Origin of the sequence: Streptomyces sp. NPDC058576, from assembly GCF_042718715.1 — a bacterium.
Lineage (GTDB): Bacteria > Actinomycetota > Actinomycetes > Streptomycetales > Streptomycetaceae > Streptomyces.
This window is the reverse complement of record NZ_JBHXPF010000049.1, coordinates 43,302-57,261: the sequence shown is the minus strand read 5'-3', so window position 1 is coordinate 57,261 and position 13,960 is coordinate 43,302. Positions and strand designations below refer to the sequence as shown.

The 13,960-nt window shown below is 73.1% G+C and carries 14 protein-coding genes; 5 read left to right on the top strand and 9 right to left on the bottom strand.

Features of this window, described 5'->3' with window-relative positions; translation table 11 throughout:
- Positions 1-29: 29 nt before the first annotated feature.
- Entirely contained in the window at positions 30-182 is a 153-nt protein-coding gene (locus ACFWRV_RS27835; protein ID WP_384338475.1) for an SCO1431 family membrane protein, read from the bottom strand.
- Positions 183-463: 281 nt separating this feature from the next.
- Here ACFWRV_RS27835 and ACFWRV_RS27830 point away from each other — a divergent pair, with 281 nt between their 5' ends.
- From ACFWRV_RS27830 to ACFWRV_RS27820, 3 genes are all read left to right on the top strand, one after another.
- Complete coding sequence (locus tag ACFWRV_RS27830) at positions 464-1,063, top strand: DinB family protein (RefSeq protein WP_384338474.1); 600 nt, start codon at positions 464-466, stop codon at positions 1,061-1,063.
- Positions 1,064-1,392: 329 nt separating this feature from the next.
- On the top strand, positions 1,393-1,896 hold the full coding sequence (locus ACFWRV_RS27825) for a hypothetical protein (RefSeq protein WP_384338476.1): 504 nt from the start codon (positions 1,393-1,395) through the stop codon (positions 1,894-1,896).
- Between the two features lie 108 nt (positions 1,897-2,004).
- The gene (locus ACFWRV_RS27820; protein ID WP_384338473.1) at positions 2,005-3,447 is read left to right on the top strand and encodes a PepSY-associated TM helix domain-containing protein; all 1,443 of its coding nucleotides are present in this window, start codon (positions 2,005-2,007) and stop codon (positions 3,445-3,447) included.
- Positions 3,448-3,565: 118 nt separating this feature from the next.
- On the opposite strand, the gene ACFWRV_RS27815 is transcribed toward ACFWRV_RS27820, so the two are convergent.
- Both ACFWRV_RS27815 and ACFWRV_RS27810 read right to left on the bottom strand, forming a co-directional pair.
- Positions 3,566-4,348 carry an SAM-dependent methyltransferase gene (locus ACFWRV_RS27815; protein WP_384338472.1) on the bottom strand — a complete coding sequence of 261 codons (783 nt, stop codon included), beginning with the start codon at positions 4,346-4,348 and terminating at the stop codon, positions 3,566-3,568.
- Positions 4,349-4,507: 159 nt separating this feature from the next.
- On the bottom strand, positions 4,508-5,890 hold the full coding sequence (locus ACFWRV_RS27810) for a peptidase C39 family protein (protein WP_384338471.1): 1,383 nt from the start codon (positions 5,888-5,890) through the stop codon (positions 4,508-4,510).
- A 199-nt stretch (positions 5,891-6,089) separates the two neighbouring features.
- Here ACFWRV_RS27810 and ACFWRV_RS27805 point away from each other — a divergent pair, with 199 nt between their 5' ends.
- Both ACFWRV_RS27805 and ACFWRV_RS27800 read left to right on the top strand, forming a co-directional pair.
- Positions 6,090-6,719 (top strand): uridine kinase, encoded by a 630-nt coding sequence (locus ACFWRV_RS27805; protein ID WP_384338470.1) that lies wholly within the window; start codon positions 6,090-6,092, stop codon positions 6,717-6,719.
- Positions 6,720-7,078: 359 nt separating this feature from the next.
- Positions 7,079-8,983, top strand: a complete 1,905-nt coding sequence (locus ACFWRV_RS27800) for an AAA family ATPase (RefSeq protein WP_384338469.1) — start codon at positions 7,079-7,081, stop codon at positions 8,981-8,983.
- Positions 8,984-9,023: 40 nt separating this feature from the next.
- Here ACFWRV_RS27800 and ACFWRV_RS27795 read toward each other — a convergent pair whose 3' ends face one another.
- The 6 genes from ACFWRV_RS27795 to ribH form a co-directional block, all read right to left on the bottom strand.
- Complete coding sequence (locus ACFWRV_RS27795) at positions 9,024-10,130, bottom strand: hemolysin family protein (RefSeq protein ID WP_384338468.1); 1,107 nt, start codon at positions 10,128-10,130, stop codon at positions 9,024-9,026.
- On the bottom strand, positions 10,127-11,485 hold the full coding sequence (locus tag ACFWRV_RS27790; protein ID WP_384338467.1) for a hemolysin family protein: 1,359 nt from the start codon (positions 11,483-11,485) through the stop codon (positions 10,127-10,129). The genes ACFWRV_RS27795 and ACFWRV_RS27790 overlap by 4 nt, the downstream gene beginning before the upstream one ends.
- A gap of 191 nt (positions 11,486-11,676) precedes the next feature.
- On the bottom strand, positions 11,677-12,147 hold the full coding sequence (locus ACFWRV_RS27785; protein ID WP_384338466.1) for a PH domain-containing protein: 471 nt from the start codon (positions 12,145-12,147) through the stop codon (positions 11,677-11,679).
- A gap of 100 nt (positions 12,148-12,247) precedes the next feature.
- Positions 12,248-13,096: an ATP phosphoribosyltransferase gene (gene hisG, locus ACFWRV_RS27780; protein ID WP_384338465.1), complete on the bottom strand. Its 849-nt coding sequence runs from the start codon at positions 13,094-13,096 to the stop codon at positions 12,248-12,250.
- 50 nt (positions 13,097-13,146) lie between these two features.
- A complete protein-coding gene (locus tag ACFWRV_RS27775; RefSeq protein ID WP_015607321.1) occupies positions 13,147-13,419 on the bottom strand; it encodes a phosphoribosyl-ATP diphosphatase in 273 nt (90 codons plus the stop codon).
- A gap of 35 nt (positions 13,420-13,454) precedes the next feature.
- Positions 13,455-13,940: a 6,7-dimethyl-8-ribityllumazine synthase gene (gene ribH, locus ACFWRV_RS27770; RefSeq protein WP_007453188.1), complete on the bottom strand. Its 486-nt coding sequence runs from the start codon at positions 13,938-13,940 to the stop codon at positions 13,455-13,457.
- Between the last annotated feature and the right edge of the window lie 20 nt (positions 13,941-13,960).

Genomic DNA, 13,960 nt, shown 5'->3' with positions numbered 1-13,960 from the left:
GGCCCGCCCCCCACAGCCGTTCCGGGCCGCTACAGCAGGCCGAGCTGGGTGACCAGCATCGCGAACACGACCACGAAGGCCCAGCCGGCGATGTGCTCCATCAGCTTCGAGCCGCCCTCGGGGCCCCCGGTGCGCGCACGGCGGGCGTGGTGGGCGTTTCCTGCGGCGGTAGTCGCGGTCATGGCGTCTCGCTCTTCGTACGGCTACGGCTGGGGTCCCCCGTGACCCGACCAGAGTGCCAGCGCCCCGGGCCGTACAGAACGAGATCCCGGTCACGGCCCGGTGCCGCCCGAGCGGCCAGGGGCGCATCGCTCCCCCGGTACGGCACGGGAATCGGGCCGGGGCAGACGGCTCGGTCCGGAGCACCCTGTGGGCGACGCCACACCTGGCCGGGAATCAGGGGAGGAGGTCCATGCGCGAAAAAGCCGGTGATCACCGCGGAGGCGAGCGACAGACTGGGCCCATGAACCTATCGGATCCCAAGGATGTCCTCCGCTTCTACGTGCAGAACGCCCGGGACGCCCTCCTGTGGAAGCTTGAAGGGCTCTCGGAGTACGACATCCGCCGCCCCCTCACACCCACCGGAACCAATCTGCTGGGCCTGGTCAAGCATGTGGCGAGCATCGAACTGGGCTACCTGGGCGACACCTTCGGACGGCCGTCCGGCGAGTCGCTGCCCTGGGTCGCGCAGGGCGCCGAGGCGAACGCGGACATGTGGGCCACCGCCAGCGAGTCCCGCGAGCAGATCGTGGGCCTCTACCGCCGAGCGTGGGCGCACGCGGACGCGACGCTCGACGCGCTGGCTCTGGACACGGTCGGCAGGGTGCCGTGGTGGCCGGCCGGCCGCGACGATGTGACGCTGCACCACGCCGTCGTACGCGTGATCGGCGATACGCATCGGCACGCCGGACACGCGGACATCCTGCGCGAGCTCATCGACGGCGCCGTCGGGATGAACCTGGGCAACACCAGCATGCCGCCGGGCGACGCGGCGTACTGGGAAGGCCACCGGGAACGGCTGGAGCGGGCCGCCCTGGACGCCGGGGAGACGCACGAGGGCTGAGCTCTCCGGCACGAGGCCGACCTCTCGGGCGCGGGGGTGAGTCCTTCGGCATCGACACGTCGGTGTCGGCCACTCGTCCGGATCCGGAAACGTACGGGAACTTTTTCGGCCACCTGGCCGACTACTGCCCCATGGGAAGAGACCGCGGCACCGTCTCCCGGGGCGGGCCCCCCGCCGGGCCTCGCGAAGGGGCTGGCTACCTTGTGTCCATGCGTGCACCGGGCGGCCTGCCGAGGCGAGCGGCCAGGGGCCTGCTCTGCGGCTCGGCATGCCTGTTCCTCGGCGCCGCGAGCCATGTCGCGGCCGGTGGACGACTGCCCGGCGCGGGGGTGCTCGCGCTCCTGTTCCTCGCCCTGACCGTGCAGGGCGCCCTGCTGTTCGGCGGCCGACTGTCCGGCGGGCGGCGGCGCTTCGACGTCGTGGTGCTGATGCTCGGCGGGACGCAGTTCGCCCTGCACAACGCGTTCCACTTCCTCCCGGCCCCCGGCGGGAGTCCGCACCCCGCGCACATGGCCGGGCACGCGCATCACCCGGCCGGGCCGCCCGTCGGACCCGGTGCGGACGCGGGCGCCGGACATGCCATGGACGCCGCGATGGTCCTGGCCCACGCGGCGGCCACGCTCGGATCGGCCCTCTGCGTGCTGTACGGGGAGCGGGTGCTGCGACGCCTCGGCGAGCTGCTCACCCCCCTCGCCGCGCTCCGGCCCGCCCCCGCGCTCCGCTGCCCGCACCGGCCGCGCGTCGTGCCGCCGGCGGTGGCACGGATCCGGATCGGGGCGCTCCTCGCCCGGTCCCGGTCCCGGCGCGGGCCGCCTGCGGCGGCCCCGGCCTGACCTCTCCTCACCCTGCCCACGACGCCGGAAGCGACCGGCGTCCATCAGGCATGCGTGCGGGAGCCGTCGGGCGCGCGTCCGCCACCGTCTGCCCTCCGAGGAGCACCCATGACCTACAGAACCGAAGAAATAGCGCAACACGACCACGATCCGACCGACACCCCGGCCAGGAGACCGGCCCGCTCCTGGGCGGAGGTCCGGCATCTCCTGGTCCGGCTGCACTTCTATGCCGGGGTGCTCGTGGCCCCGTTCCTGCTGGTGGCCGCGCTGACCGGGCTGGCCTACACGCTGACGCCGCAGCTCGACCGGCTCGTCTACGGCGACCAGCTCCGGGTCGAGCGGGTCGGCGACGAGGTGCGCCCGCTCTCCGAGCAGATCGCCGCGGCGCGGGCCGCGTACCCCGAGGGCACCCTGGCGTCGGTGATCACCCCGCCGGGCCCCGAGGACACCACCCGGGTGGTGCTCGCGGTGCCGGAGCTGGGCGAGAACCAGCGCACGGTGTTCGTCGACCCGTACACCGCCGAGGTGCGGGGCGAGTTGACCACCTGGTTCGGGTCGACGCCGCTCACCACCTGGCTCGACGACCTGCACCGCAATCTGCACCTGGGCGAGACCGGCCGCCTGTACTCCGAGGTCGCCGCGAGCTGGCTGTGGGTGGCCGTCGCGGGCGGCCTCGTCCTGTGGCTCGGGCGCGCCCGGGGCCGGCGCGCGAAGTCGGCCCGGGGCGTGCTGCTGCCGGACCGTACGGCCGGAGGGGTGCGGCGGACGCGCAGTTGGCACGCGGCGACCGGGGTGTGGCTGGCGCTGGGCCTGCTGTTCCTGAGCGCCACCGGCCTCACCTGGTCGAACTACGGCGGCGAGCGGTTCGGGCGGCTGCTGGACGCGGCCAATGGCAACGCCCCGGCCCTGGACACGGCGCTTCCGGGCGCCGGGGCCCCCGCCGAGGACCACGCGGAGCACGCGGGCCACGGCGGTTCCGGGGGCGCGGCGGCCGACGCCGACCCGGCGGACTTCGCAGCGGCTCTCGCGGCGGCCCGGGGCGCGGGCCTCGGCGGCATCGTGGAGGTGACGCCTCCGGCGGACGCGGCGAGCGCGTGGGTCGTGGCGCAGACCGACAACACCTGGCCGGTGCATTACGACCGGGTGGCCGTGGACACCGCGAGCGGCGAGATCACCTCGCGCACCCGCTGGGCCGACCACCCGGCCCTGAACAAGCTCAGCAAGCTGGGGGTGCAGGGCCACATGGGCGTGCTGTTCGGGGTCGTCAACCAGATCGCGCTGGCGCTCCTGGCGCTCGGCCTGACCGGGGTGATCTTCTGGGGCTACCGCATGTGGTGGCAGCGGCGGCCCACCCGGGGCGACCGGTCCGCACTGGTAGGCAGGGCTCCGGAGCGCGGGGCGTGGCGGCGGATTCCGCTGCCGGCTCTCGTCCTCGGCGTTCCGGCCGTGGCCGCCCTGGGCTGGGCGCTGCCGGTCCTCGGGGTGACCCTGGCCGGGTTCCTGGTGGCCGACGCGGTGGTGGGGACGGTACGCCGGCGACGTACCGCCTGACAGCGGCGGGGTGAGGCTCCCGGGGGCGGTGGCGAGAGCGCCGGTCCCGGGAGGGGATCCTCACCGGCCGCACCCGGACCCGGTGCCCGGTAGCCCGTGGGCCACCGGGGCCCGTCCCTCACTTGCGGCCGACGCCCGCGTACATCGCGACGTCCGGCGTCGGCGTTGCGGCCCGCCACGCGGAGCACGACACCACGCCGGGCTCCAGCAGCTCCAGGCCGTCGAAGTAGCGTGCGACGGCGTCCGGGGTCCGCTGCGTGAGCTTCGGAGTGCCGTGCTCGTTCCAGAACGCCACCGCCTCGTCGACGTCCGGCATGTCGGGGTGCGTGACCGTGTGGGACAGGACGAGATGGCTGCCGGGGGCGAGCGCGTCCATGAGCCGGCGCACGATCGCGTACGACTGCTCGTCGTCCTCGATGAAGATGACGACCCCGAGCAGCATCAGCGCCACCGGCTGCGAGAAGTCGAGCGTCTTCGCCGCCGCGGCCAGGATGCCGTCGACGTCCCGCAGATCGGCGTCCAGGTAGTCGATGCGGCCCTCGGCCGTCCCGACCAGCAGCGCCTGGGCGTGCGCCAGCACGAGCGGGTCGTTGTCCACGTACACGACGCGGGCCTCGGGGGCCACGCGCTGGGCGACCTCGTGGGTGTTGTCGGCGCTGGGCAGGCCCGTTCCGATGTCCAGGAACTGGGTGATGCCCTCCTGCTCGGCCAGGTGCCGCACCGCCCGTCCCAGGAACAGCCGGTCCGCCTTCGCGTAGGCGCCGATCCCGGGGTGCAGCTCCCGGATCTCGTCACCCGCCGCCCGGTCGACCGGGTAGTTGTCCTTGCCGCCGGTCCAGTAGTTCCATATCCGGGCGGTGTGCGGCCGGGTGGTGTCGATGCGCGATGCGATGTCATTCACGCGCTCAACATAACGCGGCCTACCGGCAACTCCGTTACGCCGGGGGCGCCTTGCCCGCGACCAGGCCGCCCGGGACAGGGACCGCCGAAGCCGGGCGGCGGCGGTCGGTCCCCGGCCGGGGCCACCGGTGAGCCACCCGGCGGCCCCGGGCTCGCCCCTCTACACCAGGCCGAGCGACCGCAGGACCCGCTGCTGGGAGGGCGCCGGCCGGGCCGGCCAGTAGACGTAACAGACCCCGCCCGACCCGCTTCTGACCTGGCCGTTCGCGTCGTAGCGCTTGGTCCGGAGCCAGATGTTCTCCCATTCGCGCCGACGGTAGACCCGGCGTACCGCGTCGTTGTCGGGGGACGCGGGGTCGTTCGCGATGACATCGCCCCCGGGGGTGAAGCCGATGACCGTCATCAGGTGGCCCGCCGTGCCGTATCCGGCGCCGGTCAGCTCCTCCTTCAGGAAGGACTGGGAGGTGATGACGGGGATGCCGGCGCGGATCAGCCGCTCCACGTCGGTGAGCGAGCCGAGCCGGGTGACGACGGCGTTCATGTCGCGGTACGTGGCGGCGTAGGCGGCGTTGAACGGCCAGTTGCCGCAGCCCGCGTACTGGTAGTCGTAGGTGCTGCGGGCGGCGTGGCAGACCTGGGGGTCGGGCAGCCCGGGTTTGACCCACGCGAGGTCCTCCGCGGTGGGGCGGCGGCCCCAGTACTCGATGATCATCTGCGAGGAGGTGGGGCTGCACCACGCCTCGCCGCCGTTGTCGTACTCGGGGTACTGCCCGATGTGGATGTTCTGCGAGTAGCGCGGCACGGGCAGTTCGCGGGCGGGCCCGGGGACGGTCGCGGGCACGGTGAAGCGGTCGGGCACGTCGGAGGCCATCGCGCCGACCCGCCACACGGTCGGGGTGAGACGGCTGCCCGGGGTGCGGTGGAGGGTGAGCCGCAGCCGGTAGGAGACCAGGCGCACGCCGCTCGCGGGGTCGTCCACCGAGAGGGTGTCCGTCCACACGGAGGTGTGCGGGTCTCCCTGGTCGTCCACGGAGGTACGGCGGATGTCGCCGTCGCCCGCCGCCCAGCGGCCCATCACGAACCAGGGGGTCGCGGTGCCGTCGGCGTACCCGCCGCTCAGCTCGATCTGGACCCAGGTGCCGGCCGGCGTACGGGCGTTCCACGAGGCGATCACCTCGGTGGCGGGGACGGTGGAGCGGTGGACGGGCGAGGTCCAGGTGGCGTAGTCCCAGGCGGCCGCCCTGCCGGTGTGCGGGTCGGTGTAGTCGGTTCGGCCGGCCGGGGTGGCGATCACCAGGCCGGGGCGGGCGCCGGGGAGCACCCGGGTGCCGTCGCCCGTGCCGCAGCGCCAGTCGGTGTAGGTGTGCCAGAAGCGGTTGTCCACGAGGGCCTTCGGGGCGGCGGCCGAGCCGGCGGGCGAGGACGGGGCGGTGGACGAGGGCGCGGCGGCCGTCGCGGTCGCGGCGGAGGCCACCGAGCCGGCGCCTGCCGCCGCGGCGATCGCGGCGGTCAGAACGGTTCTGCGCGAAGTCGGACTGGTCATGGTCGTGACCCCCGGTCGGATGCGGAAGGTGGTCTTGCGGATGCCGTTCGGTGCGCCAACTATCCCGGTTCCGGGGCGGATCGGGCCAGCGGTTCGGCAGCCGCCGCCGGACCAATATGGGTCTGGACCACTGGCGTGACCTGCGGTGGCACGAGCCACTGCCCGAGGGCGGCCCCGTGCCGGAACGTACCCTGGAGCCATGGACGACCTGGCCCGCCACGCCGATGACCTCGCCGCACTGCCCCCCTCCTGCGGGCCGGTCCGGCTCGTCGCGGTCGACGGGCACGCCGGTTCGGGCAAGAGCACCTTCGCCGCCCGCCTCGCGGCGGCGCTGGGCGGCGCGCCGGTCCTGCGTCTGGATGATCTCGCCACGCACGAGGAGCTGTTCGGCTGGACGGGGCGGCTGCGGGAGCAGGTGCTCCTGCCGCTCGCGCGCGGCGAGCGCGCCCGCTATGCCCCGTACGACTGGACGGAGCGCCGCTTCGGCCCGGCACGGCCCCTGGAGCCGGCCCCGGTGGTGCTGGTGGAGGGGGTCGGCGCGGGACGCCGGGAGGTGCGGCCGTGGCTGGCGGCGCTGTGCTGGATGGAGCTGGACCGGGAGACGTCCTGGGAGCGGGGCCGGCGCCGGGACGGAGCCGGGCTCACCGGGTTCTGGGACGGGTGGACGCTCGCCGAGGCGCGGCATTTCGCCGAGGATCCTTCACGGCCCCACGCCGACGCGCTGGTACGCCAGTTGCCCGAGGGGTACGCGTGGCTGCCGGGGCCTCACGCGACAGCGGGAGCGAACCGAAACGTCACACACGGTAGCCAGGACGCCCCGCCATACTGAGCAGTCGGAAATCGGCCCGGAAGTGCTTCAACTCTGCTTGACCGGGGGGCCTTACTGGTCTTACGTTCTCATTGTGCGGCTTTTCGGAGCCCCCGCAGACGCGAAGCCCCCGGTTGTTCCCCCGTGATCGGGGGCTTCGCCCTGTGCTCCCGGCGCCCCTTTGGCGACCACGCAGAGCGATTCACTCACCCTCGGTGACCACCCTTGAGGGTCGGCCGTCGAGCGGCCTCTCCCCCCGTGCGCAGGTACGATGCACCTCGGTGTGGTCAATTCCCTTCCTCCGCGCCGTGATTCAGCACGCTCCGGTGGGCATGCTGTGCGGGCGGGACATCCTGGGGGCACGGTTTGTGGGGGACCTGATGGACATCGGCACACAGGGCGCTGGGGCCCCTGCCGACCTCGCCTGGCTGCGTGGCATGGACGCCTACACGATGGGCGCCTACCCGCAGGCCGAGGAGGAGTTCAGAGCCGCGGTGCGGTTCGATCCCGGCATGGCGGACGGCTGGCTCGGCCTCCACGCCCTGCGGATCGACACCACCACGGCCCTGTTACGCATGTACCGGCACCGTGACCGCTTCGGCGAACAGCGCGCGCGCCACCGACGTACGCTCAACTCCTGGTACTGGCTGGGCTGGTGGGTTCAACCGGTGCTGGAGAGTCAGCGCGATCTGCTGCTGGCGCACACCTCGCACTGGCTGGACGGACGCCATGTGCCGGAGCTGGACCGGGCGTTGGCCGGACTGCCGCCGGTGGACGCGGACCCGCAGGTGCGGTTCCTGCACGCCTGCCGCTCGTATCTGGTCAAGGACTGGGAGCAGTTGGTGCGCTGCACCGAGCAGCTCGTCGACGATCCGATGCTGGGCATCGAGGCGGGCCTGTTCGGCGGGATGGCCCGGGTGCGGCTGGAGATGTTCGGGCAGGCGGAGCCGCTGCTGTCGGCCGCGCTGATGCGCTGCCGCAGCGAGCAGCCCCAGCGCAAGGAGCTGCGCTACTGGCTGGCGCGGGCCCACGAGGGCACCGGGCGCAGCGCGGCCGCCCTGCCGCTGTACCGGGCGGTTCACCGGGTCGACCCGGCCTTCATGGACACCTCCGCCCGGCTCGCCGCGCTCGTGGAGGGCGACGGGTACGACGAGTCGGCGGATCTGGCCGCCGTGACGCTCACCGGTATCGGTTCGGGGGGGACGGGGCCGGAGGCGCAGCCGGAGGCCGACGGGCTGCTCGGCACCGATCTGGTGGACGGGCGCGAGTCCTGGCCGGTGGGCGAGGCGGGGCTGCTCGGCGACGATCCGGCCCCCGGTCCGCCCGTCCCGGTCGAGGGCGCCCGCCGCACCAGGACCCGCAAGCCGCCGTCCTTCCCGGCCGGGCCCAGCGATCCCGCGCTGCTGGCCGAGGCGCTGGCGCAGCTGGAGCGGATGGTCGGCCTCGAACCGGTCAAGCGGCAGGTCAAGGCGCTCTCGGCGCAGTTGAACATGGCCCGGCTGCGGGCCGAGCAGGGCCTCCCCGTGCAGCCGCCGAAGCGCCACTTCGTCTTCTCCGGCCCCTCCGGCACCGGCAAGACCACGGTGGCCCGCATCCTGGGCCGGGTCTTCTACGCCCTCGGGCTGCTCGGCGGCGATCATCTGGTCGAGGCGCAACGGTCCGACCTGGTCGGGGAGTTCCTGGGCCAGACCGCCGTCAAGGCGAACGAGCTGATCGACTCGGCGCTCGGCGGGGTGCTGTTCGTCGACGAGGCGTACAGCCTGGCCAACTCCGGTTACAGCAAGGGCGACGCGTACGGCGACGAGGCGCTCCAGGTGCTCCTCAAGCGGGCCGAGGACAACCGGGACCATCTCGTCGTCATCCTCGCGGGTTACCCGGAGGGCATGGACCGGCTGCTGGCCACCAATCCGGGGCTCTCCTCGCGCTTCACCAGCCGGGTCGACTTCCCGAGCTACCGGCCGCTCGAACTCACGGCGATCGGGAGCGTGCTGGCCGCCGAGAACGACGACGTGTGGGACGAGGAGGCGGTGGACGAGCTGCGCTCGATCAGCGGCCATGTGGTGGACCAGGGGTGGATCGACGAGCTGGGCAACGGCCGCTTCCTGCGGACCCTGTACGAGAAGAGCTGCGCCTACCGCGATCTGCGGCTCTCCGGATATCCGGGCGAGCTGACCCGGGAGGATCTGTCGACACTGCGACTGGCGGACCTGATGCAGGCGTACGGCGAGGTGCTGTCGGGGCGCGGGCCGGTGGGCCGGGGCAAGCAGGAGCCCGGCGCGGTGTGACCGCCGCGCCGGGGGCGTCGGCTCCCGGCGCGGCGTCACGTCAGTGCACGAGGGCCCCGGGGGCCGGCAGCTCCGGCGTTCTCGGCACGTCCACCGTGCGGCGGGGCACCGACACCACCCGGTGGGCCGGGTCGCGCACCTCCCCCACCAGCGTCTCCAGGACGTCCTCCATGGCGACCAGGCCGAGGACCCGGCCCGAGGCGTCGGCGACCTGCGCCAGGTGCGTCGCGGCGCGGCGCATCACGGTCAGGGCGTCGTCCAGCGGGAGTTCGGCCCGTACGGTCGCCATCGGACGCCAGATCTGCTGCGGGACCGCGCGCTCGGCGTCCTCCAGCTCCAGGACGTCCTTGACGTGCAGGTAGCCCATGAAGGGGCCGCCGCCCTCCGCGCAGACCGGGAAGCGGGAGAAGCCGGTGCGTACCGTCAGCTCCTCGATCCGGCGCGGGGTCACCGACGGGTCGACGGTGACCAGGGACGCCCGCTCCAGCAGGACGTCGGCCACGGGCCTGCTGCCCAGTCCGAGGGCGTCCTCCAGGCGTGTCGCCGCCTCAGGTCCGAGGAGGCCGGCCTGTCCGGAGTCCTCCACGAGCCGGTTGAGCTGCTCGCTGGTGAAGACGGCCTCCACCTCGTCCTTCGGCTCCACGCCGAACAGCCGCAGCACCAGACCGGCGCAGGCGCCCAGCGCGGTGGTGACCGGGCGGCAGAGCCGGGCGAAGGCGACCAGGCCGGGGCTCAGCCAGAGCGCGGTCCGCTCGGGCGCGGCCATCGCGAGGTTCTTCGGGACCATCTCGCCGATGACGAGGTGCAGGACGACGACGGTCATGAGCGCGAGGGCGAAGCCGAGCGGGTGGACGAGCCCGTCGGGGAGGTGCGCCGCGTGGAAGACCGGCTCCAGGAGGTGGGCGACGGTCGGCTCGGCGACGGCCCCGAGGGTGAGGGAGCAGACGGTGATGCCGAACTGGGCGGCGGCCATCATCTGCGGCAGGTTCTCCAGGCCGTGCAGGACTGTGCGGGCCCGGCCCGACCCCTGGGCGGCCAGCGGTTCGATCTGGCTGCGGCGGACCGAGACGAGGGCGAACTCCGCGCCGACGAAGAAGCCGTTGGCCAGCACGAGGAGGACGGCGAGGAGGAGTTGGAGCAGGCTCATCGCGCGGCTCCCAGCAGTGCCGGTGCGGCCGGGTCCGGCCGCGGGTCGGGGGCCCGGGTGAACCGGACCCGTTCGGCGCGGTTGTGGCCGACCTGGCGGACGGAGATCCGCCAGCCGGGGAGTTCGGCCGCGTCGCCGGGGGCGGGGATGCGGCCCAGGAGTCCGGCGACGAGCCCGGCGACGGTCTCGTACGGCCCGTCGGGGACGTCCAGGCCGCTGCGGCGCAGGGTGTGGACCCGGCAGCTGCCCTCGGCGTCCCACGCGGGGCGGCCGTCCTCGCCGGTGGCGGCGGTCAGCTCGGGGCGGCCGGCCCCCTCGGCGTCGTGCTCGTCGCGGACCTCGCCGACGAGCTCCTCGATGATGTCCTCCAGCGTGACGACTCCGGCGGTGCCGCTGTACTCGTCGACGACGACGGCTATCGGCTGTTCGTGGCGCAGCCGCCGCAGCAGGTGCTCCACCGGCAGGGTGCCGGGCACCAGGAGCGGGGCGACGGCGATCCGTCCGGCCGGGGTGCGCAGGCGCTCGGCGGCGGGGACGGCGAGCGCGTCCTTGAGGTGGACCATGCCGATGACCTCGTCGATGCGGTCCCGGTAGACCGGGAAGCGGGAGAGGCCGGTGGCGCGGGTGAGGTTGAGGACGTCCTCGGCGGTCGCGGAGGCGTGCAGGGCGCTGACCTTCACCCGGGGGGTCATGACGTGCTGGGCGGTGAGACCGGCCAGCGAGAGGGTCCGGACGAAGAGGTCGGCGGTGTCCTGTTCGAGGGCTCCGGCCTCGGCGGAGTGCCGGGCCAGGGAGACCAGTTCGCCCGGGGTGCGGGCGGAGGCCAGTTCGTCGGTGGGCTCGACGCCCAGGAGCCGCACCAGCCGGTTGGCCAGCGCGTTGAGGAGGGTGATCACCGGCCGCAGGAGGGCCGCGAAGCGGGCCTGCGGTCCGGCGACGAAGCGGGCCACCTGGAGCGGCCGGGAGACCGCCCAGTTCTTGGGCACGAGTTCGCCGACGATCATCTGGACGGCGGAGGCCAGCAGCATGCCGATGACGACGGCGAGGCCGGACACGGCCCCCGCGGGCAGTCCGGTGGCGGTGAGGGGTCCGGCGAGCAGCTGGGCGAGGGCCGGTTCGGCGAGCATGCCCACCACCAGGGAGGTGAGGGTGATGCCGAGCTGGGTGCCGGAGAGCTGGAAGGAGAGTTCGCGCAGGGCGCGGACGACGGTATCGGCCCGTCGGTCGCCCTCGGCGGCGGCTCGTTCGGCGTCGGGTCGCTCCACGGTGACGAGCCCGAATTCGGCTGCCACGAAGAATCCGTTGGCGAGGATGAGGAGGAAGGCCGCCGCGAGGAGCAGCAGGGGGGTGGTCATGAGGCCGCCGCCTCCGGGGAAGGGGCGGCGCAGGTACTACCGGACGATCCGTCCATTGCTGGAGGGAGTCACTCCTTGGGTCGCAGGAAGTCCCCGCGGGCCCGGGTGGGGCCGTGGTACGGGCGGGGTGGGGCGCACGGGGCGCCGCCGCCCACCAGAGTAGACAAGAAGGCCCCGCGCCGGGCAGGGGCTCAGCGGCTGCCGGGGGTGTCGTCGCCGCCGGCGCCGCGCGTCTCGGCGAGGGAGCGCAGGGAGCGGGCGTCGCGGATGGCCTGCTGCTTGGCCATGCCGGGCTGGATGCCGAGGGCGGGCATGCTGGTGCCGTCGCTGAGGTCGAGGAAGACCCAGGGGTCGCCGGACCGCAGGTTGACGCGGAGGATCTCCTCCCAGGCCAGCCTGCGGGTCCGGGTGATGTTGACGACGGTGACCCCGGTGTCGTCGGCGGTGACCCTGGGCCTGCTGAGCAGGGCCAGGACCCCGAGGAAGAGCGCCGCGACGAAGACGAAGCTGGCCCGCTCCCCCGCGTTGAGCCGCTCCAGCATCAGCGCGATGACGGTGATGACGAGGAACATCGCCGCGCCCACGCTCAGCAGGACCACCCGGGTGAGGGTGGGCCGGAAGGTGACCGGCAGGGTGGGGAGTTCGGGCCTGGGCACGGACATCGGGGTCTTCTCTCGGGAGGTGCGGGTGGCCGGGACGCCAGGAGGTGTCTTGTCGATCAGGCCGGACCCCGCGAGCCCGGCCTGATCGGCAAGACACCCCCTAGAGGCGGCAGGCGTGGATGGCCGTGGTGAGGATGGCGCGGGCGCCGAGCTCGTACAGGTCGTCCATGATCCGCTGCGCCTCCTTGGCGGCGACCATGGAGCGGACGGCGACCCAGCCCTCGTGGTGCAGCGGGGAGATGGTCGGCGACTCCAGGCCCGGAGTGAGGGCGACGGCGCGCTCCAGGTGCTCGACGCGGCAGTCGTAGTCCATCATCACGTAGGACCGGGCGACCAGGACGCCCTGGAGGCGGCGGAGGAACTGCTGCACCTTGGGGTCGTCGGCGGGGGCGCCCGTGCGGCGGATCACCACGGCTTCCGACTTCATGATCGGCTCGCCGATGATTTCGAGGCCCGCGTTGCGCATGCTGGTGCCGGTCTCGACGACGTCGGCGATGACCTGGGCGACGCCGAGTTCGATGGCGGTCTCGACGGCGCCGTCGAGGTGCACGACGGAGGCGTCGACGCCCTCGTCGGCCAGGTGCTTCGCCACGATGCCCTCGTAGGACGTGGCGATCGTCATGCCGGCGAAGTCCTTGGGGCCGGTGGCCGTGCCGGGCTTCGTGGCGTAGCGGAAGGTGGAACGCGCGAATCCGAGCTGGAGGATCTCCTCGGCATCGGCCCCCGAGTCCAGCAGCAGGTCGCGTCCGGTGATGCCGATGTCGAGGCGGCCCGAACTGACGTAGATCGCGATGTCGCGCGGCCTCAGGTAGAAGAACTCGACCTCGTTCGTCGGGTCGACGAGGACCAGTTCCTTCGACTCCTTGCGCTGCCGGTAGCCCGCCTCATGGAGCATCGCCATCGCAGGCCCGGAGATTGCACCCTTGTTGGGGACGGCGATGCGCAGCATGAGGTCAGGTTTCCTTTGTGCGAAGGGGTTGTGGGACGGGCGGGGTGTGCTCAGAGGTGGGCGTAGACGTCGTCGAGCGAGATCCCCCGGGCGACCATCATCACCTGGACGTGGTACAGCAGCTGGGAGATCTCCTCGGCGGCGGCTTCCTTGCCCTCGTACTCGGCGGCCATCCAGACCTCGGCGGCCTCCTCGACGACCTTCTTGCCGATGGCATGGACGCCCTTGCCCACCAGTTCGGCGGTGCGGGAGGTCGCGGGGTCGCCCTCGGCGGCCTTGAGCTGGAGCTCGGTGAAGAGCTCTTCGAAGGTTTTGTTGGCCATGATGGTCCTCAGAATACGGGGTCGCCGGGGCGCACTCAGCGCCAGGGTTCGCTGACGGTCCGCAGCGTGGCCGCGGTGGCGACCGCGGCGGTGACCGCTTCGTGCCCCTTGTCCTCGTTGGATCCTTCGAGGCCGGCCCGGTCGAGCGCCTGCTCCTCGGTGTCGCAGGTCAGTACGCCGAAGCCGACGGGAACACCGGTGTCGACGGTGACCTGGGTGAGGCCGAGGGTGACGCCCTGGGACACGTACTCGAAGTGGGGGGTGCCGCCCCGGATGACCACGCCGAGGGCGACGATCGCGTCGTAGCCGCGTCCGGCGAGCACCTTGGCGACGACGGGCAGCTCGAAGGAGCCGGGGACCCGGAGCAGGGTGGGCTCGTCGATGCCCAGCTCGCGCAGGGCGCGGAGCGCGCCGTCGACGAGTCCGTCCATGACCTTCTCGTGCCACTGGGCCGCGATCACGGCCACGCGCAGGTCGCCGCAGTTGCGTACGGACAGTTCGGGTGCACCCTTGCCGCTCATGTTTCTCCTGTTGCTGGTGA

Excerpts from the sequence above, each read along its gene's own strand:
- ribH (WP_007453188.1), bottom strand. The coding sequence starts at position 13,940 with ATGAGCGGCAAGGGTGCACCCGAACTGTCCGTACGCAACTGCGGCGAC.
- ACFWRV_RS27785 (WP_384338466.1), bottom strand. The coding sequence starts at position 12,147 with ATGTCCGTGCCCAGGCCCGAACTCCCCACCCTGCCGGTCACCTTCCGG.
- ACFWRV_RS27795 (WP_384338468.1), bottom strand. The coding sequence starts at position 10,130 with ATGAGCCTGCTCCAACTCCTCCTCGCCGTCCTCCTCGTGCTGGCCAAC.
- ACFWRV_RS27820 (WP_384338473.1), top strand. The coding sequence starts at position 2,005 with ATGACCTACAGAACCGAAGAAATAGCGCAACACGACCACGATCCGACC.
- ACFWRV_RS27830 (WP_384338474.1), top strand. The coding sequence starts at position 464 with ATGAACCTATCGGATCCCAAGGATGTCCTCCGCTTCTACGTGCAGAAC.
- ACFWRV_RS27835 (WP_384338475.1), bottom strand. The coding sequence starts at position 182 with ATGACCGCGACTACCGCCGCAGGAAACGCCCACCACGCCCGCCGTGCG.
- ACFWRV_RS27800 (WP_384338469.1), top strand. The coding sequence starts at position 7,079 with ATGGACATCGGCACACAGGGCGCTGGGGCCCCTGCCGACCTCGCCTGG.
- ACFWRV_RS27810 (WP_384338471.1), bottom strand. The coding sequence starts at position 5,890 with ATGACCAGTCCGACTTCGCGCAGAACCGTTCTGACCGCCGCGATCGCC.
- hisG (WP_384338465.1), bottom strand. The coding sequence starts at position 13,096 with ATGCTGCGCATCGCCGTCCCCAACAAGGGTGCAATCTCCGGGCCTGCG.
- ACFWRV_RS27775 (WP_015607321.1), bottom strand. The coding sequence starts at position 13,419 with ATGGCCAACAAAACCTTCGAAGAGCTCTTCACCGAGCTCCAGCTCAAG.
- ACFWRV_RS27805 (WP_384338470.1), top strand. The coding sequence starts at position 6,090 with ATGGACGACCTGGCCCGCCACGCCGATGACCTCGCCGCACTGCCCCCC.
- ACFWRV_RS27790 (WP_384338467.1), bottom strand. The coding sequence starts at position 11,485 with ATGACCACCCCCCTGCTGCTCCTCGCGGCGGCCTTCCTCCTCATCCTC.